General features: G+C 58.7%; 25 protein-coding genes and 2 pseudogenes. 12 read left to right on the top strand and 15 right to left on the bottom strand.

All coding sequences use genetic code 11. The features are described 5' to 3' along the window. Nucleotides 1-2: 2 nt before the first annotated feature. The 6 genes and pseudogenes from MUN79_RS18235 (at nucleotide 3) to MUN79_RS31210 (ending at nucleotide 4055) form a co-directional block, all read left to right on the top strand. A complete protein-coding gene (locus tag MUN79_RS18235; RefSeq protein ID WP_244674055.1) occupies nucleotides 3-791 on the top strand; it encodes a hypothetical protein in 789 nt (262 codons plus the stop codon). Next, a complete protein-coding gene (locus MUN79_RS18240; protein ID WP_244674056.1) occupies nucleotides 698-1219 on the top strand; it encodes a hypothetical protein in 522 nt (173 codons plus the stop codon). Before MUN79_RS18235 ends, MUN79_RS18240 begins: the two co-directional genes overlap by 94 nt. Nucleotides 1220-1330: 111 nt before the next feature. Beyond that, entirely contained in the window at nucleotides 1331-1963 is a 633-nt protein-coding gene (locus MUN79_RS18245) for a NeuD/PglB/VioB family sugar acetyltransferase (protein WP_244674057.1), read from the top strand. A gap of 101 nt (nucleotides 1964-2064) precedes the next feature. Further along, nucleotides 2065-3017 (top strand): annotated as a pseudogene (trhO, locus tag MUN79_RS18250) (oxygen-dependent tRNA uridine(34) hydroxylase TrhO). Nucleotides 3018-3183: 166 nt separating this feature from the next. After that, the gene (locus MUN79_RS31205) at nucleotides 3184-3531 is read left to right on the top strand and encodes a phosphorylase family protein (RefSeq protein WP_311136516.1); all 348 of its coding nucleotides are present in this window, start codon (nucleotides 3184-3186) and stop codon (nucleotides 3529-3531) included. After that, the gene (locus MUN79_RS31210) at nucleotides 3522-4055 is read left to right on the top strand and encodes a phosphorylase family protein (RefSeq protein WP_311136517.1); all 534 of its coding nucleotides are present in this window, start codon (nucleotides 3522-3524) and stop codon (nucleotides 4053-4055) included. The genes MUN79_RS31205 and MUN79_RS31210 overlap by 10 nt, the downstream gene beginning before the upstream one ends. Nucleotides 4056-4212: 157 nt before the next feature. Here MUN79_RS31210 and MUN79_RS18260 read toward each other — a convergent pair whose 3' ends face one another. Together MUN79_RS18260 and MUN79_RS18265 are read right to left on the bottom strand one after the other, a co-directional pair. After that, the gene (locus tag MUN79_RS18260; RefSeq protein ID WP_244674058.1) at nucleotides 4213-4512 is read right to left on the bottom strand and encodes a hypothetical protein; all 300 of its coding nucleotides are present in this window, start codon (nucleotides 4510-4512) and stop codon (nucleotides 4213-4215) included. A gap of 119 nt (nucleotides 4513-4631) precedes the next feature. Beyond that, entirely contained in the window at nucleotides 4632-5639 is a 1008-nt protein-coding gene (locus tag MUN79_RS18265) for an acyl-CoA reductase (protein ID WP_311136518.1), read from the bottom strand. A gap of 198 nt (nucleotides 5640-5837) precedes the next feature. On the opposite strand from MUN79_RS18265, the gene MUN79_RS18270 reads away from it, so the two are divergent. After that, the gene (locus MUN79_RS18270) at nucleotides 5838-6188 is read left to right on the top strand and encodes a 4Fe-4S binding protein (protein ID WP_244674059.1); all 351 of its coding nucleotides are present in this window, start codon (nucleotides 5838-5840) and stop codon (nucleotides 6186-6188) included. Between the two features lie 241 nt (nucleotides 6189-6429). Here MUN79_RS18270 and MUN79_RS18275 read toward each other — a convergent pair whose 3' ends face one another. From MUN79_RS18275 to MUN79_RS18290, 4 genes are all read right to left on the bottom strand, one after another. Continuing rightward, nucleotides 6430-6690 (bottom strand): hypothetical protein, encoded by a 261-nt coding sequence (locus MUN79_RS18275; RefSeq protein ID WP_244674060.1) that lies wholly within the window; start codon nucleotides 6688-6690, stop codon nucleotides 6430-6432. Continuing rightward, a complete protein-coding gene (locus MUN79_RS18280) occupies nucleotides 6687-7151 on the bottom strand; it encodes an adenine nucleotide alpha hydrolase family protein (RefSeq protein ID WP_244674061.1) in 465 nt (154 codons plus the stop codon). Before MUN79_RS18280 ends, MUN79_RS18275 begins: the two co-directional genes overlap by 4 nt. Further along, nucleotides 7103-7465, bottom strand: coding sequence for an adenine nucleotide alpha hydrolase family protein (locus MUN79_RS18285; protein ID WP_244674062.1), 363 nt, complete (start codon nucleotides 7463-7465; stop codon nucleotides 7103-7105). Before MUN79_RS18285 ends, MUN79_RS18280 begins: the two co-directional genes overlap by 49 nt. Before the next feature lie 200 nt (nucleotides 7466-7665). Beyond that, nucleotides 7666-8589, bottom strand: a complete 924-nt coding sequence (locus tag MUN79_RS18290; RefSeq protein ID WP_244674063.1) for a carbon-nitrogen hydrolase family protein — start codon at nucleotides 8587-8589, stop codon at nucleotides 7666-7668. Between the two features lie 233 nt (nucleotides 8590-8822). Here MUN79_RS18290 and MUN79_RS18295 point away from each other — a divergent pair. Further along, nucleotides 8823-11452, top strand: a pseudogene (locus MUN79_RS18295) (valine--tRNA ligase). Between the two features lie 152 nt (nucleotides 11453-11604). Here MUN79_RS18295 and MUN79_RS18305 read toward each other — a convergent pair. From MUN79_RS18305 to MUN79_RS18315, 3 genes are all read right to left on the bottom strand, one after another. After that, nucleotides 11605-11778 carry a hypothetical protein gene (locus MUN79_RS18305; RefSeq protein ID WP_244674064.1) on the bottom strand — a complete coding sequence of 58 codons (174 nt, stop codon included), beginning with the start codon at nucleotides 11776-11778 and terminating at the stop codon, nucleotides 11605-11607. Nucleotides 11779-11856: 78 nt separating this feature from the next. Further along, nucleotides 11857-13278, bottom strand: coding sequence for a dihydrolipoamide acetyltransferase family protein (locus tag MUN79_RS18310; RefSeq protein WP_244674065.1), 1422 nt, complete (start codon nucleotides 13276-13278; stop codon nucleotides 11857-11859). 122 nt (nucleotides 13279-13400) lie between these two features. Next, nucleotides 13401-14654 (bottom strand): competence/damage-inducible protein A, encoded by a 1254-nt coding sequence (locus tag MUN79_RS18315; protein ID WP_244674066.1) that lies wholly within the window; start codon nucleotides 14652-14654, stop codon nucleotides 13401-13403. Between the two features lie 100 nt (nucleotides 14655-14754). On the opposite strand from MUN79_RS18315, the gene MUN79_RS18320 reads away from it, so the two are divergent. Both MUN79_RS18320 and MUN79_RS18325 read left to right on the top strand, forming a co-directional pair. Continuing rightward, entirely contained in the window at nucleotides 14755-15579 is an 825-nt protein-coding gene (locus tag MUN79_RS18320) for a DUF4197 domain-containing protein (protein WP_244674067.1), read from the top strand. 200 nt (nucleotides 15580-15779) lie between these two features. Further along, nucleotides 15780-16607 (top strand): DUF4197 domain-containing protein, encoded by an 828-nt coding sequence (locus MUN79_RS18325; protein WP_244674068.1) that lies wholly within the window; start codon nucleotides 15780-15782, stop codon nucleotides 16605-16607. Between the two features lie 21 nt (nucleotides 16608-16628). On the opposite strand, the gene MUN79_RS18330 is transcribed toward MUN79_RS18325, so the two are convergent. From MUN79_RS18330 to MUN79_RS18355, 6 genes are all read right to left on the bottom strand, one after another. Beyond that, the gene (locus tag MUN79_RS18330; protein WP_244674069.1) at nucleotides 16629-16982 is read right to left on the bottom strand and encodes a hypothetical protein; all 354 of its coding nucleotides are present in this window, start codon (nucleotides 16980-16982) and stop codon (nucleotides 16629-16631) included. Nucleotides 16983-17289: 307 nt separating this feature from the next. Next, the gene (locus MUN79_RS18335) at nucleotides 17290-17922 is read right to left on the bottom strand and encodes an ABC transporter ATP-binding protein (RefSeq protein ID WP_244674070.1); all 633 of its coding nucleotides are present in this window, start codon (nucleotides 17920-17922) and stop codon (nucleotides 17290-17292) included. Beyond that, on the bottom strand, nucleotides 17912-18709 hold the full coding sequence (gene lpxA, locus MUN79_RS18340; RefSeq protein ID WP_100335820.1) for an acyl-ACP--UDP-N-acetylglucosamine O-acyltransferase: 798 nt from the start codon (nucleotides 18707-18709) through the stop codon (nucleotides 17912-17914). The genes MUN79_RS18335 and lpxA overlap by 11 nt, the downstream gene beginning before the upstream one ends. Nucleotides 18710-18821: 112 nt before the next feature. Further along, entirely contained in the window at nucleotides 18822-20216 is a 1395-nt protein-coding gene (locus tag MUN79_RS18345; protein ID WP_244674071.1) for a bifunctional UDP-3-O-[3-hydroxymyristoyl] N-acetylglucosamine deacetylase/3-hydroxyacyl-ACP dehydratase, read from the bottom strand. A gap of 135 nt (nucleotides 20217-20351) precedes the next feature. Then, on the bottom strand, nucleotides 20352-21392 hold the full coding sequence (lpxD, locus tag MUN79_RS18350; protein WP_244674072.1) for a UDP-3-O-(3-hydroxymyristoyl)glucosamine N-acyltransferase: 1041 nt from the start codon (nucleotides 21390-21392) through the stop codon (nucleotides 20352-20354). A 137-nt stretch (nucleotides 21393-21529) separates the two neighbouring features. Then, complete coding sequence (locus MUN79_RS18355) at nucleotides 21530-22762, bottom strand: HD domain-containing protein (protein ID WP_244674073.1); 1233 nt, start codon at nucleotides 22760-22762, stop codon at nucleotides 21530-21532. A gap of 362 nt (nucleotides 22763-23124) precedes the next feature. Between MUN79_RS18355 and porX the strand changes: the two genes are divergently transcribed. Beyond that, nucleotides 23125-24690, top strand: a complete 1566-nt coding sequence (gene porX, locus MUN79_RS18360; RefSeq protein WP_244674074.1) for a T9SS response regulator signal transducer PorX — start codon at nucleotides 23125-23127, stop codon at nucleotides 24688-24690. An 80-nt stretch (nucleotides 24691-24770) separates the two neighbouring features. Beyond that, nucleotides 24771-25283 (top strand): hypothetical protein, encoded by a 513-nt coding sequence (locus tag MUN79_RS18365; protein WP_244674075.1) that lies wholly within the window; start codon nucleotides 24771-24773, stop codon nucleotides 25281-25283. The last annotated feature ends 735 nt before the right edge of the window (nucleotides 25284-26018 follow it).

Consider the following 26018-nt stretch of genomic DNA (forward strand, 5'->3'; position numbering starts at 1 on the left):
TGGTGGGCAGCTGGCTGGGGCGGCAGTACCGGCACCCGGCTCTGGGGCACCTGCTGCTGCCGCTGCTGGGACTCAAGGTGGTGGCCTGCCTAATTGCCTGCTGGTTGCTCAGCGACGATGCCGACTACTTTCAGCGCTGGTCCCTGAGCCTTACCGCCCAGCTTTGGGATTCGCCCGGCGCCTGGCTCCGGACCTTGCTTGGTGACGCCTTTGACCACCGTGGGCAGCGCCTGATTTTTCACGGCTATTCCAACACGTTCTTCATAATTAAGCTCCTTTCGGGGCTGAATCTGGCTACCCTGGGCAGCTTGTGGGCCAACGGACTTTACCTTTCTCTGTTCGGGTTTATAGGCGGCTGGGAGCTAACGAAAACCCTGGCGCAGATATTTCCCCGCGCACCGCTTGGCGCGCCGGTAGTATCATTTTTGCTTTGGCCCACGGTGGTGTACTGGACGGCGGGCTTAACCAAGGAATGCCTGTTAGTAGGCAGCGGCACCTGGCTGTTGGCGCTGGCGCTCAGCCGGCTCTTTGGGACTCAGCCGCCGCGCTTTGGGCCCGTGGCAGGAGCGGTATTGCTGGCCTATCTGCACTTTAAAATGCGCTATTTCTTCGCTGTGCTGCTGTTTGCGGCCCTGGCCGGATTAGTTGTTATTCGGGTAGCGCAGCACTTGGGGGAGCCCGAAGCCGCTGGGTGCAGGTGGTGCTATTCGCCGCCACGCTCAGCCTGGGCGGGTGGCTGGGTAGTGAAGTTAGTCCGGTATTTCGCCTCAACAAGTTTACCAGCCAGCTAATCCGCAACTACTCCGACCTGCGGGAAGGCTCCCTGCACCGGCCGCACATCGAGTACGCCGACCTGGCCCCGACACTGCCCAGCTTGTTGCGCAACGTGCCCAAAGCGGTGGTCAGTGCTGTGGTGCGGCCCATGCCCTGGGAAGATTCTACCCCGCTTTACGTGGCGGCCGGCCTGGAAAACCTGTTGCTGCTGACCGTGCTCCTGGTGGCTGTGGCAGCAGCGGCGCGCGGGGAGTGGGGGCAGCTGCCCTTTGCCCTGGTGCTGGCCTTGGCGTTTTATTGCCTGGTGCTGGCCGCCCTGCTTGGGTTGAGCACGCCCAACTTAGGTACGCTCAACCGCTACCGGGCCGTGATGCTGCCGTATTTGCTGCTGCTGGCTTTGCAGAACGACTACGCGGCCCGGTGGCTGCGCCGCATTGGCCTCTAATTTCAGCCCGACTGCACCGCTTTGCCTTCCGGTTTGTTGTAGCCCCACCCGCGTTGTATCTTTGCGGTTTGGTTTAAAAGCACCGCCGACCTTCGGCTTTCAATTGTTTGCATGGAAAATCCTGTCATTATTCTGGGGGCGCAAAGCCTCGGCACCACGGCCCTCGATGCCTTTACCAGCAATGATGTAGTGGTCTACTGCCTGCTCGACGACGATGCCAAGCTGCAGAACGCCGAGCTGAACAACGTGCCCGTGATGGGCAACACCGACGACAAGGAGCTGCTTAAGCTGCTGGGCAAAAAGTGCGAAGTGTTTGTGGCTACAGAAGACACCGCCAGCCGCCGCAGCCTGACCAACATGCTGCGCGACGAGTACGAAGTAGTGCCCGTCAACGCTATTCACGCCCGCGCCAGTGTGGCCGAGCACGCCTGGCTCGGTCACGGCAACCTGATTGGTGCCGGCGCCGTGGTGGCCAGCAACGCCAAGCTCGGCAACGGCTGCCTGGTGGGCGCCAACGCCGTGGTTGAAGTAGGGGCCGAGCTGGCCGACTACGTGCAGGTAGGCGCCGGGGCAATTATCAACCCCGGGGTGAAAGTCGAAGAGCAGGCCTTCATTGGCTCGGGCGCCATCATTGTGGCCGGGGTCAAGATTGGCGCCAAGGCCCGCGTTGGGGCCGGCTCGGTGGTGGTGGCCGACGTGCCCGCCAACCAGACCGTCTTCGGCAACCCCGCTGCGAAAGTGTGATGTTAGAACCTGGAGCTGAGCATGTAGAGCACGGAGTTGCCGGTAGGGCAGTCTTCGTTGCTACACCTCAGCTCTAAATTCGTAGTTCTCAGTTCTACAATATGGATTACCGCGTTTTACTCTACTACTGCTACACGCCCATCGAGGATCCGGTGGCGTTTCGCGACGAGCATCACCGCCTGTGTTTGCGCCTGAATCTGCTGGGCCGTATTATCGTGGCCCACGAGGGCTGAACGGTACCGTATCGGGCCGCACGGCCGACTGTGAGGAATATATGCGCCTGGTAAAGGCCGACCCGCGGTTTGCGGCCCTGGAATTCAAGGTAGACGAAGCTCCGGAACACACGTTTCAGAAGCTGCACGTGCGCGTGAAGCCCGAAATCGTGCACAGCAGTCTGCACCACGTGCGGCCCTACGAGAAAACCGGCCTGCACCTCTCGCCCCAGGAGTTCAAGGACCTCAAGGACCGCGACGATGTGGTGGTGGTGGATGTGCGCTCCGACTACGAGTACAACGTGGGCCGCTTCAAGAATGCCGTAACCCTGGACATGGAGAACTTCCGCGACTTTCCTGAGCGGGTCGAAAAGCTCAAGGAGTTCAAGGATAAGAAGATTCTGACTTACTGCACCGGCGGCGTGAAGTGCGAAAAAGCCAGTGCGTATTTGCTGGAGCAGGGCTTCGAAAATGTGTACCAACTCCACGGCGGCATCATCAAGTACGGCATCGAAACCGGCGGGGAGGACTTCGACGGCAAGTGCTACGTGTTCGACAACCGCGTCACCGTAGACGTGAACCGCGTCAACCCGACCGTCATTGCCCAGTGCCACCACTGCGGCACGGCCTCCGACCGGATGATCAACTGCGCCAATCCGCACTGTAACGCCCACGTGGCCTTGTGCGAAACCTGCGGGGCCCAGCTCGATGGCGCCTGCTCCACTACCTGCCAGGAGCACCCCGATAAGCGCCCTTACGATGGGACGGGCACGTACCCGAAACTCAGCAACCACTACAATCCCGAGCAAGGCCTGCTTTCCTACCGCCCGCCGGGAGCCTGATATTTTCCACCTTTAAGGTGGTCCCAGTGAAAAGGCCGGAAGCTGAGTAGCTAGTTTCCGGCTTCTTTCGTTTAAAGCGTTTTGGTTCCTAGGACCATCGTACCGTCTGACCTGTGTCGGGCGGATTTGCCCGTTTACCCTTTTTCTCACCCCAAACCTCCTACCCATGCCCATTCCCGAATCGGAGTTGATTATCAACCGCGACGGCAGCGTGTACCACCTGAACCTGTTGCCCGACCATATTTCCGAAACGATTATCACCGTCGGCGACCCGGAGCGCGTGCCGCTGGTCAGCCAGCACTTCGATTCCATCGAAACCCAGATTCACAAGCGGGAATTTGTAACCCACGTGGGCTATTACAAGGGCAAGCGCCTTACGGTTATTTCCACCGGCATGGGCACCGACAACATCGACATCCTCATCAACGAGCTGGACGCGCTGGTCAATATCGACTTCGTGACCCGGGAGCCCCGCCCCTGGAAGAGCGGATTTCCCTGCGCATCGTGCGCGTAGGCACCAGCGGCGCCCTGCAGGCTGACATTCCGATTGGCTCCCACCTAGTGACCGAGCACGCCGTGGGACTCGACTCGCTGATGCAGTTCTACCCGTTGGTCGAAACCGGCCTGGAAGTGGAAGTAGCCACCGGCATTCAGCAAAGCCTGGACCTAGCTTACCGCCCATACTGCGTGCGCGGCTCCGATTTGCTGCGCGAGCAGCTGGGCGCGGGCATGGTGGTGGGCAACACGCTTACCTGCCCCGGCTTCTACGGTCCCCAGGGTCGGGTGCTGCGCCTCGACCTGCGCCTGCCTGACCTGATCAGCCGCTTCCAGAGCTTCCGGCACCAGAGTGCCGAGGGCGAATTCCGTTTGACCAACTTCGAGATGGAAACGGCCGGCTACTACGGCCTGGGCCGCATGCTGGGTCACGAGGTAGTGTCGCTCAACGCCATTGTCGCCAACCGCGCCACTGGTGAGTTTGCTACCAATGCCGAGGCAACCGTCAACGACCTGATCCAGAAAACCCTCGACCGGGTTTAGTGGTGGGCTAGTAGAATAGTTCAAATAAAGACGGTTCAACGAACGTAGTCGGCAACAAAACAAAGCCCCGGCCTGTAAAGACCGGGGCTTTGTTTTGTGCTATTGGCGAAAACTGTTGCAGCAGTGAAAATTCGCCAGGATTAAAAGAGCCGCGAACTTAATAAAAGTCGAATCCAACCACAGCCCGGAGCGGCAGTGCCCCACCCGACTTCAGCGTCAGATGCTCCGCGTCGCAGGCCCAAACGGTGGTATAAACCCGCTTGGTGCTGCCATCGGCGGTTTTAAAATAGATGTCAACCTTGCTGTGGTAGCCATTGCCGAGGGTAGTAGCCCGCTCGGCTTCGTAGCGCCGCCACTGCCGCTGAGCGGGCAGTGGCAGTACATCGTCAATAGGAAACCGGAAAGTGCCAATGATTTCCTTGGCTACAATTTCTGGAGATTGTTCAAGCGTGTGCATATAGGGCGTATAGGTGAGAAGTGCCCTAGTAACTTGGTGAATCTGTTTGAAAAATGCTATTAAAAATTCACTAATCTTGTGAAGTTGTTTCTTTCGTGCTATTTGGCGAAAGTATCAGCCTATTTCTGCCAAAAAAGCCATGGTGTCCACCCCGTCGGCATAGTCCGTAACCTTCGGTGACTGGGCCTGCCCGAAGGCAAAGCTGCCGGCATAGCGCCCCCGTCCGAGACGATGCACTGAATCTGCTCGGCCGCGTCGGTCAGCTGGTCGACTAGGTCTACCTCGCTGGCGTAGCGGCCGTAGTGCAGCACCGAAATGGGCGACACCAGCGGAGCCGCTTCGTTGAGCAGCAGAAAACCGTTGTCGAAGTGTGGCACGTTGTTGACCAGCAGAATGCTTTTATTATAGTCGTAGTTGTTCTGGTAGCGGTTATGGGTCAGCACCCGCTCCCAGGGCTGCAGCGCGTCGAGCAGGGGAGTGAACGAGTAGTTCTCGGGCACGTAGAGCTTCGACACGTTGCGGCAGCCCAGGCCGTAGTACTGAAAAATGTCGCGGCCCAGGGCGGCCAGCGTTTCGGCGCTTTCCTCTCCCGTCAGAATAGCCAAGCTGGTGCGGTTGCGCCGGATCAGGTTGGGCTTTTTGCTGAAATAATACTCGAAGTAGCGGGCCGTATTGTTGGAGCCGGTGGCAATAAAGGCGTCGGCGTCGTTGAGGCGGTCCACAAAAGCAATCCGCTCGGTAAAGCGCGGCTCAATAGTGGTCAGCTCCTGGGCAACCCAGGCCATGAGAACCTTGTCGTCGGCGCTGGGCTTAGCCAGCAGGTGGTGGCCGCTGATGAGCACGCACAGCAAATCGTGGAAGCCGACCAGCGGGATGTTGCCAGCCATGACCACGCCCACGCGGCGGGCCTGCTCGGGTTCGGCTGGGTAACGGGCAGCCCAGGTGCGAAGCGTGTCTTCGGTCAGTAGCTCGGCCACACCCTGCACGGCGGCCGTCACGTTGGGCTCGTCAAACCAGGTATTGCTGTTGCGGGCCCGGCGCGTCAGGTCGGCGAGTTCGTCGCTGGAAAGGTGTTGCAGGCGTTGGCCCAGGGCCACAAAAGCGGCGACACGGTCGGAATGATTCATGGAGGAGGGGCAAAAAAATGCGGGTAAACGCCTAGCTTAGCCGGAGCAAAGCTGCGTAACGGGGTGGAATGACTAAAAAACTCGCAAGAGTACGGGTTAGTTTCTACTTTTGCGTGCCTTTACAAATTACTGCCAACGCATTTTCTGCGTATAAGGCGGTAATCTATTAGCATCAACTCAACCCAGAGGAACCCGGCTATGGCCATCATGATAACCGACGAGTGCATCAACTGTGGTGCCTGCGAACCAGAATGCCCCAACACCGCCATCTACGAAGGCGGCGCCCAGTGGCGTTGGGCCGACGGCACTACGCTGAAGGAAGTACAGGTCGACGGGGGCGCTACGGTTTCCGGAACGGCGCCCCAAACGCCCGTGTCCGATGAGTATTACTACATCGTGTCCGACAAGTGCACCGAGTGCGTGGGCTTTCACGAGGAGCCCCAGTGCGCCGCCGTCTGCCCCGTCGACTGCTGCGTAGACGACCCCGACTACCGCGAAAGCCAGGAAAAGCTCATCAGCAAGAAAGAGTGGCTGCACGCCGGCGCATAACCTGATGCGCTGAGGTAAGGAAAGTGCTAAGGTGCTAATACTTACCTATCATTGCGAGGCGCAGCCGTGGCAATCCGTCCTCTGCTCGTGACACCCGTCCTTTTACTAAAAAGCCCTTTATCGAATTACCGATAAAGGGCTTTTTACTTAAGGTAGCGCTGCACAGTTCAGAGGACGGATTGCCACGGCTGCGCCTCGCAATGACACAAGATTGAGTTTAGCTCATTCCCTGGCATTGGCCTTACGTGCCGCAGTTAAAGTACTTGTCGTAAGCCGACTCCGGCAGCAGGTTTAGCCGGCTTAGGGTCTGAATGGGCCAGCGCAGCCTGCGGATGAGGCGGTAGTTGTTGGGGTAGTCGTGGAAAGTGCGGGGCGGAGTGGCCACAATCTGGTCGAACTCCGGACGAGTGAGGCCCAGGCGCTTGATGCACAGGTCGATGACGCGCGGGTCTTCGATGGAGTTGATTTTGCTGGTGCGTTCCAGGGCCGTTTCCCGGCTCATCTGCCCGAGCGGATCAGGGCCGAGTAGTTGAACAGGCGCCGGTCGATGTTAAACTTGGTCCGGTTCAGGTAGTAGATGACGCTCTGATACAGGTCGTCGAAATAGTGAGCCCCGGGGTTTTGCCACTCCAGCTCCCGGGCCAGCAGCTCGTCGACCTCACTGCGCACGTAGTCCACGTGGTAGAGCAGGGTCACGGTCTTGATGCGGCGCACGAAGGTGTAGTAGAACATTTCCTTCAGACCCAGATTAAAGCCCGGGTCGTTGGGCGACCAAGGCCGTAGCGGTACCGAGCCGAAGCGCTGGTGCACGGCTTTTAGGTATTTGCCATCCAGGTAGTTCCACGAGAGTGGGGCAATGCCTTCGGTGCGAAACGACTGCCCAATGATGATGCGTTGAATGCCTTCCTTGGCTGCTACGCCGTAGAGGGCGGTGGCAATCCCCAGGTCGGTGCCTTCCTCCATATCGGGGTAGAAGCCTTGAGGAAGGCAATTTTCAGGTCTTTCGATTCACGCCAGTCGGAGGTGATGGTGCGCATTTCCACGCCCAGCTTGCGGCAGGCCTTGAGCATGTTCTCGCCCGCTACAGGGTTGCCGAAGCCATCATTGAAGTGCACCGCCAAGGGGCGCAGACCCAGCTGCGTGACGCAATACCAGAGGGTAAAGGAACTGTCGCGGCCCCCGCTTACGCCGAGCACGCAGTCGTATTTGCGGCCCCGACCCACGCGTTTGATATCAGCGGCCAGCTCCTGGACTTTTTTTCGGCCGGCTTCTCCCAAGGGAAAGCCTGGTCCATTTTGTCGTGCAGCAGGCAAAAATTGCACTCTCCTCCGGCATCAAACTGAATACCGGGAACGGTGGTATCCATGATGCAGCGAGTGCAGCGTCGGTAGTCTTGCTTCATAGGCAGAGTAAGCGGGAGAGCAATAGGAGAGGCGGGAGCGGATGTGGTTGAGGACAAGCGCAAAAGGATTGGTGGTTAGGTCGGCAACTCGTCGAAACGGTAGCCTTTGCGGCGCAGCATCTCGCCGATGGCCGTGCCCTGCTCGGGCCGCACCGGCCGCGGCATGTCGGTGACGACCAGCTGACCGGCAAATTCATTGAAAACGCCCTGGGCCCGCACGCCCGAGGCGTCGACGGCCAGGGAGCAGCCGATACTTTTTTTGCCCTCGTAGGGGCCACCCACAATGTAGCCTACCGATGTGGTGCTGAGCACGGCCACGTTGTAGAGCTGAGCCAGAATCGAGAAGGGCCGCAGCCACTTCTGCTGGTAGGGGTCGTTTTCCTCCGTAATGGAGTAGTCTACCGTCCAGGAAGCGGGGGCCAGGATAAACTCGGCGCCCATGCGGGCCAGGGTGTGCCCAATGGACAAGCCTTCGAGGTAGTTGTCGGCGCACACGTTGACGCCAATTTTACCCAGGGGCGTATCCACGACGCTCAGCGTCTGGCCTACCGCGTAAAACGGCTGCTCAACGGTAAGTAGGTTGATCTTGTGGTACTTGGTCAGGATTTCACCCTGGGCACTGATCAGAATGGCCGCGTTGTAATTGCGCCCGTTCAACCGCTCGGTCAGGCCAGCGCAGACCATGATATTGTGACGCAGAGCTTCCTGGCAGAGCAGGTCGCTGAAGGCGCCGGGAATGGGCAAGGCCTCAGTTAGGGCGCTGGGATGGGTCCAGGCGAAGTCCAGGGTTTCGGGCAGCAGCACCAGGTCGCAGCCCTGCCGGGCGGCATCGGCAATCATCTGCGCGGCCCGCTCCAGATTGCGCTCGGGCTCCCCGCCTTCTACCAGCAACTGGCCCAGGCCAATGCGCACAGTAGCAGTCGATTCGGGGTGGGCGGGAGGCGAAACAAGCGCGGAAGCTGGTTTCTTGTTCTTTAAAAAAGAGAAAAGCGAAGCCATAGAGGCGGAAGGCAGAACAGAAAAATTGTCAGAAGGTACCTAAATCCGATTAAACCTCCACAGGTTTTATTTGTCGCGGGCAAAGGTAGCTTGATTTGATGCATATGGAAGTCGGTGCCGGTTTAAATGTCGGGCTTAAGCTGAACCGTGGTGCACTGCAAGGGGCGAATTTCCCGCCCCGCGCTGAATTGCCTACTTTTGCTCTTATTCCGAACCGCTATTCCCCGTTGACGATGTCCATCGCCAAAACCTATACCCCCGCCGACGTTGAAGCCAAATGGTATCAGCGCTGGCAGGAGCAGGGCTTTTTCAAAGCCAAAGCCAACCCGCGCAAGCCCGCCTACTCCGTCGTGATTCCCCCGCCCAACGTGACGGGCGTGCTGCACATGGGCCACATGCTCAACAATACGATTCAGGACGTGCTGGTACGCCGGGCCCGGATGCAGGGCAAGGAAGCCTGCTGGGTGCCTGGCACCGACCACGCCTCCATTGCCACTGAAGCTAAAGTAGTGGCTCTGCTCAAGGAAAAAGGCATTGAGAAGCGTGACCTGAGCCGGGAAGAGTTCCTGACCCACGCCTGGGACTGGAAGGAAAAGTACGGCGGCATCATCCTCGAGCAACTCAAGAAGCTGGGCGCCTCCTGCGACTGGGACCGGACCCGGTTTACCATGGAGCCCGAGCTGACCGAGGCCGTGCTGCGCGTGTTCGTGGACCTCTACCAGAAAGGCCAGATTTACCGCGGCATCCGGATGGTCAACTGGGACCCGCAGGGCCGCACCGCCATTTCCGATGAGGAAGTTATTGCCAAGGACACCGTGGCCAAGATGTACTACCTGCGCTATGCAGTGGTAGGGCAGGAAGGACATTTTATTACGGTGGCTACCTCTCGGCCCGAGACGATTATGGCCGACGTGGCTGTGGCCGTGAACCCCAACGACGAGCGGTACACCCACCTGCACGGGCAGAAAGTGCGCATTCCGCTGCTGGGCCGCGAAATCCCGGTTATCCTCGACGAGTACGTGGCCATGGACTTTGGTACCGGCGGCCTGAAGGTGACGCCCGCTCACGACTTGAACGACTACGAGCTGGGCGTCAAGCACAACCTGCCGGTAATCGACATCCTCAACGACGACGGTACGCTCAACGAAAAGGCGCAGCTGTACGTGGGCCAGGACCGTTTTGCCGTGCGCAAGCAGATTGCCAAAGACCTGCAGGAAGCTGGTTTGCTCGACAAGATTGAGGACTACAACAGCGTGCTGCAGACCTCGGAGCGGACCGGTGCCGTGATTGAGCCCAAGCTCAGCCTGCAGTGGTTCTGCAAGATGGACCACATGGCCAAAAAGGCGCTGGAAGTCGTTGAAAACGACGAAATCAAGCTGCACCCGCCCAAGTTCAAGAACATGTACCGGTCGTGGATGGAGAACGTGCGCGACTGGTGCATCTCGCGGCAGCTGTGGTGGGGCCAACGGATTCCGGCCTACTACCTGCCCGACGGCAGTTTTGTAGTAGCCCTGAACGAGGAGCAGGCTCTGGAGCAGGCCCGGGAGCAGAGCGGTAATGCTGAGTTGCAACTGTCGGATCTGCGCCAGGACGAGGACGTGCTCGATACCTGGTTTTCGTCGTGGCTGTGGCCCATTTCGGTGTTCGACGGGTTCAAGGACCCCGACAATGCTGATATCAACTATTTCTACCCTACCGACGACCTGGTAACGGCGCCTGAAATCCTGTTTTTCTGGGTGGCCCGCATGATTATGGCCGGCCTGGAGTACCGCAAGGAAGTACCTTTCCGCAACGTGTACCTCACCGGCATCGTGCGCGACGCCCAGGGCCGCAAGATGAGCAAGAGCCTAGGCAACTCGCCCGACCCGCTCGACCTGATTGCCGACTACGGCGCCGACGGCGTGCGCACCGGTATGCTGTTTTCCTCGCCGGCCGGCAACGACTTGCTCTTCGACATCAAGCTCGTGGAGCAGGGCCGCAACTTCACCAACAAGCTCTGGAACGCCTTCCGCCTGACCCAGGGCTGGGAGGTGAACAGTGAGCTGCCCTTCGCTTCGGCCAAGGCGGTCGAGTGGTTTGGGGCCAAGCTGCAAACGACCGTGGCCGAGCTGGATGAGCACTTCGCCAAGTTCCGGATGAGCGACGCGCTGATGACGGTGTATAAGCTGGTGTGGGACGACTTCTGCTCGGTGTACCTGGAAATGGTGAAGCCTGCCTACCAGGCCCGATTGACGCCGAGACGCTCAAGCACACCATCGGCTACCTCGAGACTTTGCTTAAGTTGCTGCACCCCTTCATGCCCTTCATTACCGAGGAAATCTGGCATGAGCTCAAGGAGCGGGCCCCGAAAGAGTACCTCTGTGTGGCACCCTGGCCCAAACTGGCTCCGGTGGCCGGCAGCGCCGAACTGCTCAGCCGTATGGACAAGGCCCTGGACATCGTGGCCGGCGTGCGCAACATCCGTAACCAGAAAGGTCTGGGCCCGAACAAGCCCCTGACTCTGGCCGCCAAAACCGACGACGCCCAGTTGCTGCAGGACTACGACGGCATCATCCGCAAGCTGGCGGCCCTGACCGAAGTAACCCTGGTGCAGGACGCGCCGGCCGCTTCGGTCGGTTTCGTGTCAGGCGGTGCCGAATTCTTTGTGCCGCTCGAGGGCCAGATTGACCTCGGTGCCGAAAAGGCCCGGCTGGAAAAAGAGTTGGAGTACACCCGCGGCTTCCGCGACACAGTACTCAAAAAGCTCAGCAACGAGAAGTTCGTACAGAACGCCAAGCCCGACGTGCTGGAGCGGGAGCGGCAGAAGCAGGCCGACGCCGAATCGAAAATTGCGGCCCTGGAGCAAAGCTTGGCCGCGCTGTAGGCCCAAGCATTCAACGTCTTTCTAAAACGAAAAAGCCGCCCCGGCAACGGGGCGGCTTTTTCGTTTTCTGCCTGTCGGCAAGGGTGCTGGGCGTTTGTCAGAATGACCCTGCCGCCAGCTACCGGGACTCGTTTGGTACGGCGCCCGGCCACCTATTTTTTGTTTGCGCTTAGTTGGTTTTGCAACTGAAAAGTAACCTGCTGGCAGTCGGCAAACTTCTGCTCGGCCTGGTGCAGGGCTTCTTCCGTAGCCGTCAGCTTTTGGTAGAGAAACAGAATGCAGCCCAGGGATACAACCAAGGCAATAAGGGAAATGACGTTTTTCATACTAGTCTGATTTTCAAAAAGAAAAGCCCGTCGGGTTGACGGGCTTGTTCTTGTAAAAGTAGGAAATGCCCGGCGCGCTTAAATGGCCGTGTTCGGGTCGAACTGCTCCAGGTAATCGGCCACTTTGCGCACGAACATGCCGCCCAGAGAGCCGTCGACCACGCGGTGGTCGTAGCTGTGGGAAAGGAACATGAAGTGCCGCACGCCGATCAAATCACCCTGCGGCGTTTCAATTACGGCGGGCTTTTTCTTGATGGCACCCACGGCCATGATGGCAACCTGGGGCTGCATGATGATAGGAGTGCCCATCACGTTGCCGAAGGAGCCCACGTTGCTCAGCGTGTACGTACCGCCTTCCAGATCCTCGGGCTTGAGCTTGTTGGCCCGGGCCCGGTTAGCCAGATCATTCACCCGCTTGCTCAGCCCGTTCAGATTGAGCTGGTCGGCGTTGTGAATCACGGGCACAATCAGGTTGCCCGAAGGCAGGGCCACGGCCACGCCGATGTTGATGTCGCGCTTCTTGATGATGTAGTCCCCATCCACCGACACGTTGATGTTGGGGAAGTCCTGAATGGCGCGGGCTACGGCCTGAATAAAAATGGGCGTAAAGGTCAGGTTCTCGCCTTCACGCTTTTTGTAGGCATCCTTGTGCTTGTTGCGCCAGAGCACGAGCTCCGTCACATCAGCCTCCACAAACGAGGTAACGTGGGGCGAAATCCGCTTGGAGTCGACCATGCGCTGAGCAATCATTTTGCGCATGCGGTCCATTTCGATCAGCTCGTTGTTGCCGCTCACCGAGGGCGCCGGCTTGCTGGCTGGAGCTGCGGGCTGAGGCTGAGCCGCCGGAGCGGGGGTGGTGGCAGCGGGTGCAGCCTGTGGCTGGGCGGGAGCTTGTTGAACGGCTGCTGGAGCCGACGCTGCCGGGGAAGCGGCAGTGGTAGCCGGCGCAGCTTGCGTCAGAGGCTTTTTGCCGTTCTCTACGTAGGCCAGGATGTCCTGCTTGGTTACGCGGCCTTCCTTGCCGGTGCCGGGCAGGTATTCCAGGTCAGCCATCGAAATGCCTTCCTGCCGGGCGATGCTCAGCACCAGGGGCGAGTAAAAGCGGCCGGGCTGGGCCACCGCCAGGCGCTGGTCAGCCTGCGGATCGTTTTGCTCGGGCAGATAAGGAACGTTGGTATCGGCTCCGTTCAGTGAAGGAGCGGGAGCTTCCTGCGGGGCAGCGGGAGCAGCTGTGGGGGCGGCAGAACCGGCACTGGCCACGTCGGTTTCAATAACGGCAATCGGGGCGCCCACGGCCACGACCTGGCCTTCCTGCACCAGGATTTCCTGCAATACCCCAGCGTAGATGGCGGGAACTTCGGTATCTACTTTATCGGTGGCCACTTCCAGCACCGATTCGTCCTGCTCGATGGCGTCGCCGACTTGCTTGAGCCATTTCAGGACGGTGCCTTCCATAATGCTTTCGCCCATTTTGGGCATCACCATTTCCACTCGTGCCATGCGGTTGTTGGGTTGTTGGGGGTTGTTGGGTGGGAGATTGAGGCCTCAAAGGTAATAGAAACCATATAGCGGAGCGCGCCGCCAGGTTAACAGCCGTTAGTAGTCTTTTCTGGAAGGCGCCATTACCGCTGGGGCAGGCTCTGGCGCAGCAGGTTCAGCACGCTGGTAGTGGCATACTCGATGTTGAGCTGCCGCCCACGGTTAAAAGTAATTTTGCGGGCTACCGTCTGGTGCTCGTCGGCATAGGCCAGCCAGAAAGTGCCCACGGGCTTTTCCTCGCTGCCGCCGTCGGGGCCGGCAATGCCGCTGGTGGCAATGGCCACGTCGACACCCAGGCGCTGCCGGGCGCCTTCGGCCATCTGCCGCACCACTTCCTCACTTACGGCCCCATGTGCAGCCAGGCTTTCGGTGCTTACACCCAGCTCCTTGACTTTGATATCATTATGATACGAAATAATACTGCCCAGAAAGTAGCGGGAGCTGCCTGCCACGCTGGTAAGCTTGTGGGCCACGTAGCCCCCGGTGCAGCTCTCAGCCGTGCCCAAGGTCAGGCCACGCTCCGTGAGCAGCTGCCCGACGGCAGCTTCGAGGGGCACCTCGCCCTCGGCAAAAATGAAGTCGCCAAGCAGGGCACGCAGCTCGGGCATACGGGCTTCCATGCGGCCGCGCAAGTCGGGCTGCCCGTCGTCGGAACCCGTCAGGCGCAGGCGTACGCCACCTAGGTAAGGCAGGTAGGCCAGGCGCATGTTGGCGGGCAGGGCATCTTCCCACGCGGCTATTTTTTCGGCCAGAAATGACTCGCCCAGCCCTACGGTCTGCACCACGATGTGCTCGATGGGGGGAGTCTGGAAGTGGCGCTTGAGGCGGGGCAGCACGGTGTCGGTCATCATGCGCTTCATTTCAAACGGCACGCCGGGCATGCTTACAAACACCACGCCCTGGTCTTCGAACCACATGCCGGGCGCCGTGCCTACCACGTTGCGAACCGGCGTACAGGAGGCGGGCAGGTAGGCCTGCTGGCGGTTTACCTCCATCATGGGCCGGTTGAAGCGGGCAAATATAGACTCCACGTCGCGCAGGGAAGCCTCGTTCAGCACCAGCTCGGTGTGGAAGTACTCGGTCAGGATGTTCTTGGTCAAATCATCCTTGGTAGGACCCAGGCCGCCGGTGATGAGGACTACTTGAGCCCGGGTGCGGGCCGCATCCAGGGCCTGCACAATCTCGTCGGCCCGGTCGGAGACGCTGGTAATCTGCCGCACCCGAATGCCGAGCTTGCCCAGCTCCTGGCCCATGAAGGCCGAGTTGGTATCAATGACCTGGCCGTAGAGGAGCTCGTCGCCAATAGTGATGATTTCAGCGTCTGGAATGTGGGGCATGGAGACAGAGTTAGGAAGGAGAAGGAATTTGGTGCAATTTGGGGCCAACGCGGATAAGACGCTCACTAAGGGCCTCAGGTTTTTCGCTTTTTCTACTTCTATGTTGCGTTTTCGCATTCTCGTGGCCGCCCTGACCTTGTCGTTGGCCGGCCCGCTCGTAGCTCAGGCTCAAACCAAGACCACAGCTAAAACCACCACGACCAAAAAAACTACGGCCAAAACTACGGCGAAGACGCCCGCTAAGACTCCGGCTAAAACCACCACAACTAAGACGACCACGAAAGCGACGACGCCGGTGGTGGTAACGCCGCCTGCCCCGCTGACCCTGCCTGAGGCCACCACCGGCCTGCGCGAGGCCCTGACTCAGAGCATTACCCGGGCCACCGACATTGCCGGCTCTACCGACGGCTTCAATGCCAACACCGACATCCGCATTCCGTTTCCGCCCGAGGCCGAGCTGGTGTCTACCACGCTGCGCGGTCTGCGCATGGGGGCCTTGGTCGATAATTTTGAGCTGGCCCTGAACCGCGGTGCCGAAGCCGCTGCTGCCCAGGCTAAGCCTATCTTCCTCGGGGCTGTGCAAAACCTGAGCTTTGCCGACGCCATGGCCCTGGTTACGACCCGGGAGCCCGACGCGGCCACGCTCTACCTGCACAAAAACACCGAGCCGCAGCTGGTTGCCGCTCTGACACCCATCGTGCAACAGTCATTGGAGAAAACCGGCGCCACCAAGCTCTATAAGGAAATGGTGGCCCGCTACAACAAGATTCCGCTGGTGACGCCCATCAACGCCGACCTGACGGCCTACGCCACCCAGAAAACCTCCGACGGCCTGTTTACCCTCATGGCCGAGGAAGAAGGCCGGATTCGCCTCAACGCGGCCGCCCGCGGTTCCGACGTGCTGAAGCGCGCCTTCGGCAAATAAAAGCCGACCCCAAGCGTCGAGAGAAAAGCCCAGCCGGTCGATTAAACCGGGTGGGCTTTTTTCATTCCAAGCTTCTGCCCGCCAATCGAAGGAAATTGGTCTGGTTTGTGTTTTAGTGCTGCTGTCGGCCGGATTGGTCGGGCATTTCGCTCCCGCGCACCATGAAAAAGAAAGCTTCTCTTCTCCTCGTTTTGGCCGGTATGGCCCTAAATTTCTCTGCTTCGGCACAAGGCTTCGACTTGTCCAAGCTCGGCAAGATTCTGACCGACAAAGTGGGCACGGCTCCTAAAACCGGCAGCACGACCACCGGCTCGGGCAGCGTAAGCCAGAACGAAGCCGCCATGGGCCTGAAGGAAGCCCTAACCCAGGGTATCAGCAAGGGCGCCGACCAGGCTTCCCGTCAGGACGGCTTTTACCTGAACCGGCTTATCCGCATTCCTTTTCCCCCCGATGCCCAGCGTGTAGCTACGTCGTTGAGGGCCATTGGCCTGGGGGCTCAGGTTGATAAGTTTGAGTTGTCTTTGAACCGCGGCGCCGAAGATGCAGCCAAAAGTGCCAAGCCGATTTTCCTTTCGGCCATCAAGAGCCTCACGTTTAAGGACGTCTGGGGCATCCTAACTGGGGAGAAGGATGCGGCTACCAACTACCTCAAGCGCACCACCACCACCCAGCTGACGTCGGCCTTCAAGCCCATCATCCAACAGTCGCTGGACAAGGTAAACGCCACGCGCTACTACACCGACCTGACCACGCGCTACAACATGATTCCGCTGGTGAAGCCCGTGCAAACGGACCTCAACCAGTACGCCACCGACAAGGCTATTGGCGGGCTGTTTACCCTCATTGCGCAGGAAGAAGCAAACATCCGCGAAAACCCTGTGGCCCGCACCACCGAGCTACTGCGCCGCGTATTTGGCAGCAAGCAGGGTAGTACCCGGCCGCGCCTTCCTGGCGCTGACTTACTAAGCAGCAAAAAAGCCCGCCCGAATCAGTTCGGGCGGGCTTTTTTGGCTAGGGGTTGCAGCTAGAAGCCAACAACCGCTAATCGGTTAATAATCGTCGTCGTCTGAGAAGCGGGAGCCGCGGCTACTGCTACGGCTGCCAAACGAATCGTCGTCGTCATCGTCGGCGAAGTCATCGTCATCATCCAGGCTGGCAAATCCGCCACTATCTGGATCTTCGGCGGCTTCGGCCGTGGTGTATTCTTCCTCCGTCATGTTGGCCAGGTCCAGAGCTTCATCGTGGGAAGAGCCAGTGTCGCGCCACATCAGATAATCGGCGTACTTGGCACCTAGGCGGTCCTCATCGTTGCCGCGGGTTTTACTGCCGCCGGTTTTGGCGAAAGTATCCAGCTCATCGTCATCATCAAGGAAGTCGTCGTCGAGGTCGTCGTATTGTTTCATGGCCTTGTCAGGGGCAGTAAAGTGGGAAAAGATGAATAAACGAACGATGCAAGTCCGGCTGCGAAGATACGGGCGCAGCAAGCGCAGGTTGGACTTGCAAGGTAAAAATCAGCAGGAAAATTCCCGGCCGCGCAGCTTTTTGCCGGCCAATTGAATTACGCTTGAGCTTCCGTAAAACCCGGCCGTTGGGCTGGAAAGGGCGTTAATGTCTGTAACCTCGGGTTTTAGGGCTGGGAGCGGAGCGGGCTTGTCAGCGCGTACCGAAGCCATAAACATGTAAGCTGAAGGCGACCCCAAACGATGGGCTTTAGCGGGCCGCTTTAGCCCCAAAGTCCGTTACGTTGAGCTGTTGCTGGCAGAAGCTGTATTCCTCCGGCACGTTGGAGCTGACGATAACCAGGCGGCCGGCCACGGTAGCAGCCACATGCTCCAGATACCACTCCACACCGGTCCGGTCCAGGTTGGTGGTGGGCTCGTCGAGCAGGAGCAGGGGCGAGTCGGCGTAGAGGGCCAGGGCCAGCTTGAGGCGCTGCTTCATGCCGCTGGAAAAATCCCGGACCATCTTATGGCGCGACTTTTCCAGGTACATCAACTCAATCAAACCGGCGGGCGTCAGGCCGGGGCGCAGGGGTTTGAAGCGGGTGTGAAAGTGCAGCAGCTCAGTCAGGGTCAGCTCCTCAATGAGCTCCAGGTAGGGCGCGCAGTAGGCCAAGCGGCGCGGCACGTCTTCTACGGGCAAGGGCTGGCCCTGGAAGGAATAAACCAAGGTGCCTTCGGTAGGCAGAATTTGGCCGGAAAGCGTATTTAGCAGGGTGCTTTTACCCGAGCCGTTGGGCCCCAGCACCGCCGTGGCCGTCCCGGACCGAAACACGTGACTCAGGCCCCGGAAAATCCACTCCCGCGAGAAGCGCTTGCCGAGCCCGGTTGCTTCAATCTGCACCGTTACCGTTGCGGGAATAGCCCTTAATCACGCCCCGGCCCGAGTTGCGCACGAAGTTTACCACCTCGTCGCGCTCGGGCGAGGGAAGCAGCTCCAGCTCAATCTTGTCCAGGGCGTCGTTGTTGTTGAGGCCGCTGAGGAAGAGCAACCGGTAGAGCTGCTGAATCTCGCTGATTTTCTGGTCTGAAAAGCCCCGGCGGCGCAGGCCAATCGAGTTGATGCCGCTGTAGGTGAGGGGCTCCCGGCCGGCCTTCACAAACGGGGGCACGTCTTTGCGTACCAGCGAGCCGCCCGAAATCATGGCGTGGGGGCCTACTTTCACAAACTGGTGCACGGCTGAGGTGCCGCCGATAATGGCGTGGTCCCCGATTTCCACGTGGCCCGCCAGCTGCACGCCGTTGGCCAGTACGCAGTGGTTGCCGATAATGCAGTCGTGGGCCACGTGCACGTAGGCCATCAGCAGGCAGTTGCTGCCCACAATGGTCTTGAGCCGGTCCACGGTGCCGCGGTTTACCGTCACGCACTCCCGGATAACGGTGTTGTCGCCGATATGGACCGTGGTTTTCTCGCCGGCAAACTTGAGGTCCTGGGGCATGGCGGCAATGACGGCGCCGGGAAAAATCTTACAGTTCTTGCCAATGCGGGCCCCCGACATAATCGTCACGTTGGGGCCAATCCAGGTGCCTTCCCCGATTTCCACGTCCTTGTCGATGGTGGTGAAGGGTTCCACGACCACGTTCTGAGCGATTTTGGCTTCGGGGTGAATATAGGCGAGCGGCTGGTTCATTCGTTGGTTAATTAGTAATTAAGAATCAGGAGCCAAGAACAGTCTCAACGTTGCGGAGGCCGCTTTTCGTCAGAGAGTTAGAGATTCTTGTCTGCTAATTGCTAATTGAAAACTAGGCTTCTTTGCGGACAATGGCCGCGCTCATCTCCGCTTCCATCACCACTTTGCCATTCACGAAGGCCTGGCCTTTCATCTTGGCGATGCCGCGCTTGATAGGAGACAACAGCTGACAGCGGAAAATGATGGTGTCGCCGGGCTTCACCATTTTGCGGAAGCGGCAGTTTTCGATGCCGATAAAGTAAGGCGTGTAGTTTTCGGGGTCGGGCACGGTGTTCAGCACCAGAATGCCCCCGGTTTGGGCCATGGCTTCTACTTGGAGCACACCCGGGAAAACCGGGTTGCCGGGGTAGTGACCCGTAAAGAACGGCTCATTGATGGTCACGTTCTTGATGCTGGTCACCGTGGTGCTATCCAGGTGAATCACCTTGTCGATCAGCAGAAAGGGGTAGCGGTGCGGCAGCACCTGCATGATCTGGTTGATGTCCATCACCGGCTCCCGATTCGGGTCGTAGCTGGGTACGGGGGAGGTGTTGGCCTCCATCATCTTCTTCTTGATCTTCTTGGCGAAGGCTACGTTGGCCGCGTGCCCGGGGCGGGCAGCTAGAATCTGGCCTTTCAGCGGCCGGCCCACTAGGGCCAGGTCACCTACCAGGTCGAGGAGCTTGTGGCGGGCGGGCTCGTTTTTGTAGCGCAGGTCCACGTTGTTGAGGATGCCTTCCTTCTTGACGGCCACTTTAGGCTTGCCCAGCATGGTAGCCAATTCGGTCAGCTCCTCGTCGCTCACCACCCGGTCTACGACCACAATGGCGTTGCTCAAATCGCCGCCCTTGATCAGGTTGGACTTGTAGAGGGCTTCAAGTTCGTGCAGGAAGCAGAACGTGCGCGAGCTGGAAATTTCGGCGGTAAAGTGAGAAATATCCGTTAGCGAGGCGTGCTGGGAGCCCAGTACCGGCGAGTTGTAGTCCACCATTACCGTCAGGCGGTAGTCGTTCAGGGGCAGGGCGGCTATTTCCACGGCCCGGCCGTTGTCGACGAAGCGGATTTCCTCGGGAATCTCGAAGTAGTTGCGCAGCGCGTTCTGCTCTTCCAGCCCTACTTCCATAATGGCCTTGATAAACTCGTAGGAGGAGCCATCCATGATGGGCGGCTCGGGCCCGTCGAGCTGAATCATCACGTTGTCAATCTGCAGGCCGACCAGGGCCGCCAGCGTGTGCTCCACCGTATTGACGCGGGCTCCGTTCTGCTCGATAGTCGTGCCCCGGCTCAGGTCCACTACGTTGTCTACGTCGGCATCAACCACGGGCTGCCCGGGCAGGTCGATGCGCTGAAACTTGAAGCCATGATTTACCGGCGCGGGGCAGAAAGTCATGTTGGCCGAAACGCCGGTGTGCAGGCCAATGCCGCTCACGGTTACCGGTGCCTTGATGGTATGTTGCTTGTCGTTCATTGTTGGGCTGTTAGCCGCTAGCGTAAAGGGCGGCGGCTGACGGGCGGAAGACTTCGAATACTGAGTTAGGGGCAAAGAAAAAAGCTGCGGACGTTAGCTAGTAGCTAAGGGCAAGCAGCTTTTCGAGGGGCAAAGCTAGGACTTTTCCGACATGGATGAGTTGCGCTCCAAGTCGCTGAGGCGGCGGTCCAGCTCCGGTAGGTGGCGGAAAATGGCGTTGGCCCGCAGACTGTCGCGCAGATTAAAGGCCGGGGAGCCCTGCAGCAGCACGCCCTCGGTCTTGATGGACTTGCCCACGCCCGACTGGGCCGTGACGGTGGTGCGGTTGGCCAGGGTGAGGTGGCCGGCAATGCCGGTTTGCCCGGCCAGCACGCAGAAATCCCCTATTTTGGTGGAGCCCGAAATGCCGGTCTGGGCGGCTACCACCGTGTGGCGGCCAATTTCAACGTTGTGGGCAATCTGGACCAGGTTATCAATCTTGGAGCCTTCCCGGATGATGGTCGAGCCCATGGTAGCGCAGTCGATAGTGGCGTTGGCGCCGATGCTGACGTTGTCTTCGAGCACCACGTTGCCGATCTGCGGAATGGTCTTGTAGGAGCCGTCGGGCTGGGGCGCGAAGCCAAAGCCATCGGAGCCGATAACCGCGCCGGCGTGCACCGTGCAGCGGGCCCCGATGACGGTTTCGGCGTAGATCTTGGCCCCGGCGTAGATAATAGTACCGTCACCAATCACGCACCGGTCGCCGATGTAGGCCTGGGGGAAAATGACCACGTCGCGGCCGATGCGGCAGTCCTGGCCGATGTAGGAAAAGGCGCCGCGGTAGTGGTTGTCGCCAATAACGGAGTTGGCCCCGATAAAAGCGGGCTCCTCTACGCCGCGCCGGCCGGTGCGGGTGGCCTGCTGGTAGAATTCGAGCAGAGTGGTAAAGCTCGTATACGGGTCGTCGACGCGAATCAGCGCCGTGCCTACGGGCTGCTTCAGAGCCAGGGTTTTACTGACGATTACGGCCGAAGCGCCGGTCGTATACAGGTGGGGCTCGTACTTCAGGTTCGACAGGAAGGAGAGGGCCCCGGCCTGCGCTTCTTCGATTTTTGCCAAGCGGTCAATGCGCTGGGTGGCGTCGCCTTCGACGACGCCGTGGAGCACTTCTGCAATCTGGCCTACCGTAAATTCCATGGCGCAAAAGTAGAGAAAAGTTGGTGCTTGGTTTTTAGCGGCCGGTGCATAGAATTCTGGGTTTAGGCCAAGTCTGACGGAATGAACACTAATCATCAGATACTAAGCCTTCAGCGTGAGGCCCAAATTCCGGCCAGTTAGTGCGCTATTTCCTTGGGGTAGCAGATGTAGTGCTTCTCGACGCGCTGCCCCAGGGCCCGGATGTTGGGCAAGTCGGAGGCCTCGGCCACGTTGATAACCCGCCCGCCCTTGGTCAGCACGTCGATGGTGTCTTTACCGGCCGCGTCGTAGGCGTTGTTGCTGATGCGCCCGGCCAGCATGAGCTGACTGGCATCCTGGGGCGAGAGGTCGAATTTCTCGGCAATGAGCTCAATGACGCCCAACCCCAGGTCGTCATCAAACGGCTCACTTTGCAGGATAATTTTGAACAGCTTGCGGTCCAACATGCTGCGCGACATGTAGCTGAGCACCTTATCGGGGTGGCCGGCCCACATTTTCACAGCGCTCCACACGTCGGTGTCGTCGAGCTGCACGAAGCGCTGCAGAATGCTCTCGTCCTGGGAGAAATTGAGGATGCTGACCGGCTTGGAGAGGAAGAAGTGCAGGTCGGGCGAAGCCGGCACCTCGTGCCCGCTGCGCACCAAGTCCCGGGCCCGCTGAATGATGCGGATTATCATCTGCTCGGCGCTGGTCACAGTCTTGTGCAGGTACACCTGCCAGTACATCAGGCGGCGGCTGACCAGAAAGTTCTCGATGCTGTACACGGCTTTTTCCTCCAGCACCAGCTTTTCATCGACCACCGTGAGCATCTTGATGAGGCGGTCGGCGCCGGGGCGGCCTTCCTGCACGCCGGTGTAGAAGGAGTCCCGGTTGAGGTAGTCGAGCCGGTCCATGTCGAGTTGGCTGCTGACGAGCTGGTGGAAAAATGGCCGCTCATAGGTGCCCTGAAAGATGCGGATGGCCAAATCCAGGGCCCCATTGTGCTCCTTGTTGAGCTTCTGCATCAGAAACAGGCTGAGCTGCTCGTGGGGCACTTCATGAAAAATGGCGTGCTCCAAGGCGTGGGAAAGGGGGCCGTGGCCGATGTCGTGCAAGAGAATGGCGGCCTGGGCTGCTTCACCCTCAGCGGCCGAAATCTTCACGCCTTTGTCCTTGAGCGTGCGCAACGCCAGCGTCATCAGGTGCATGGCGCCCAGGGCGTGGTGGAAGCGCGTGTGCAGGGCACCCGGGTACACGAAACCGGTGAGGCCGAGCTGCTGAATCCGGCGCAGGCGCTGGAAGTAGGAGTGCTCAATCAGGTCGAACAGCAACTCGGTGGGCACCGTGACAAAGCCGTATACCGGGTCGTTGAAGATTTTCTTTTTGTTCAAGGGAGGAAGACTGTAGCGCGAAGGGCTGCTTCGCGCTGCGTTGAACGTTACAGGGTGGGCAAGGTCGGCTAAAACGGCGCAGCAAAACGGCCCGCTTCGGCCAAAAGGAACCCAACTCAACAATTTTTGGCTTCTTTACGGCGGAGTTCGGCGGCCGAATATCGGATTGCCGTAATTTTTCATAACCAAAAACCGGGTATTGGGAGTAAAGCTACTTACGAAACGTCATTTGCAACCTGCTTACGCCTTTTGCCCTCTTTGAGGACAAACCCGGGCCGGGCCGCAGGAGCGGCAAATGTCCTTTTCCGAAACGCCGGGCTTGAAGCCGGGCGCAACCTTTTCAAGATTCCCAACATCCTTATATGCAACGATACTCCATCCTCTGGGCCGACGACGAAATCGACCTGTTGAAACCCCACATTCTCTTCCTGACCGAGAAAGGCTACGACGTAACCGGTGTCAATTCCGGTGCCGACGCCATTGAGCAGGTGCAGGAGCAGAATTTCGATATCGTGTTCCTGGACGAGAACATGCCCGGCCTGACCGGTCTGGAAACCCTGACGGAAATCAAAGCGGCCAAGCCCACGCTGCCCGTCATCATGATTACCAAGAGCGAGGAAGAGCACATCATGGAGGACGCCATCGGCTCCAAGATTGCCGATTACCTCATCAAGCCCGTCAATCCGAACCAGATTCTGCTGTCGGTAAAGAAGGTGCTGGACAACAAGCGCCTGATTTCGGAGAAAACCAACAGCAGCTACCAGCGCGACTTCCGCCAGCTGGGCATGCAGCTCGGCGACCGGCTCTCGCCCTCGGAGTGGGCCGACGTGTATAAGAAACTGGTGTACTGGGAGCTCGAAATTGATGAAACCGAGGGCAAGAGCATGGCCGAGGTCTTTAACATGCAGAAGGACGAGGCCAACAACTACTTCTCCAAGTTCATCATGGACAACTACGAGGAGTGGGTCAACAACGAGGCCGACGACGCGCCCATGATGTCGCACGAGCTGTTCCAGAAGCGGGTATTTCCGCTCTTGAAGGAAACCGGCGACACGCCCGTCTACTTCGTGCTCATCGACAACCTGCGCTACGACCAGTGGAAGATTCTCGAGCCCATCATTGCCGAAATGTTCACCGTGGACCAGGAGGAAATGTACTACTCCATTCTGCCCACCACCACGGCCTACGCCCGCAATGCCATTTTCTCGGGCATGATGCCCGGCGAGATTCAGAAGAAGTACCCCAACCTGTGGGTGAATGATGACGACGACGAGGGTAAGAACCTGAACGAGGCCGAATTCATGGAAATCATGTTCCAGAAGGCCAACCAGAAGCACAAGTTCAGCTACAACAAAGTCACTAACCTGCAGGCCGGCAAAGACCTGCTGGGCAAGATGAGCAACCTGCACAACAATTATAAGTGCAACGTCATCGTCTACAACTTCGTGGACATGCTCAGCCACGCCCGCACCGATATGGCCATGATTCGGGAGCTGGCCGCCGACGAGTCGGCGTACCGCAGCATCACCCGCTCCTGGTTCCTGCACTCGCCCCTGTATGAGATGCTGCAGCAGATTGCCGAGAAAAAGGGCAAGCTCATCATCACCACCGACCACGGCACGATTCGGGTGAAGCGGCCCTTCAAGATTGTGGGCGACCGGAACACGAACACCAACCTCCGTTACAAGCACGGCAAAAACCTGGGCTTTACCGACAAGGACGTGTACGTGGTGCGCAAGCCGGAGCGGATTTTCCTGCCCCGCGAAAACGTGAGCACCGCCTACGTCTTTACCCTGGGCGACTATTTCTTTGCCTACCCCAACAACTACAACTACTACGTGAACTACTACAAGGACACGTTCCAGCACGGCGGCATCTCCCTGGAGGAGGTGATCATCCCGTTCATTACCCTCACCTCCAAGGCGTAGCGGACTCGAAGTTTGGATATATTGGTAGCGGCGGGCTTCTTCGGAGGCCCGCCGTTATTTGTTCCTAATAGCTCACTTGGATGAAGAACATCCTGTATTGCAGCCTGTATCTGCTGCTAGCCGCCTGCAGCTCACCTAATCCTAGGGCTGAGCAAACGAGTGACCTAACGCCAACCAGCGGCTCAACAATTACGCATAAAACCAAGCTTACTAATTTCGCTATTATACCTTCTATCAATCCGGACCCGATTACCGACGCCGAACTAGACCAAGTCGCTGACCTGCTGCAATTGTGCGTGACGGAATACAACGTAATGACCGGGCGGGATTTTGAGGCGTCGAATAAGCTTTATGGTAACGCGGCCATTGACCTTACGCTGTATCGTAAGCAATTGGTGGTGAGTGTCAATAGCAAGGGAGTTAAATCGGTATGGGTTAACTGCTTTTGCGAATGGGATTATGAGGAGTTTCCCAACTGGAAAAAGGAAATCAATCGAGAAGGGTCAAGCAATGCTAATTGCGCTTTTGACGTCCGGCTAAATCTAACGGAGCGCACTTGGGACAAGCTCGATATGAAGTATACCCTATTCTAATTCGCTAGGCTGCTCCGTTGAGCAGCCCGGCTTATTTAGTAGGAATACCAATGTCCGCTGTACTTATGGTGATACGGAAAGTGAACTGTGGCTTCGTCGGTGCCTGACGTCACCTGATACAAGGCCTTGCGGGTCTGAGCCCGGTGCCACGTTGTAGATTAGTACCTACAGCTCGTGACAAGTGGCGCGGTGGCGTTTTAGGGAGCCTATGGAATTAAGGCCAGCAAAAGCCAGCCTAGCTTTTTGCCGGCTTATACCCACGTTTGGTGGTAATAAGTACTAACCCATTAGCGCCCCGGGCTCCGGCAACCGCCGTGGCAGAAATACCCGTCAGAACCTTCACCTCCTTAAGGTATTTGGGCGGTATATCGTCGAGCTTAAACGAATCCGGCTGCGGCGTGCCATTTAGCACATACAACGGTTGGGTAGCGGTGAGAAGGGAGGTGGTACAACTGATGCCAACCGGGCGCTGAGCCGAATCCCGAGCCAGGTCCGTTGTTGGCGTATGCAGCAGCGTTGTTTGAGCCTGAGCCGCGGTGCTTCCCAGCAAGAGTAGAACTCCGGTAACAAGACGGGGCAAATGAGTTTTAACGAATACCAGCATAAGCAGAAATTAGATAAGGTGGCTACTTAACGGATGCCACCTGGTTACTGATTGCACACGGCGCGGGAATAAAAGTAGCATAATACCGGAAGCGCCTGCCCCAGCAACCTGCCTGTTGCGGAAGCTACCTA

Origin of the sequence: Hymenobacter cellulosilyticus (genome assembly GCF_022919215.1) — a bacterium.
Taxonomy (GTDB): Bacteria; Bacteroidota; Bacteroidia; order Cytophagales; family Hymenobacteraceae; genus Hymenobacter; species Hymenobacter cellulosilyticus.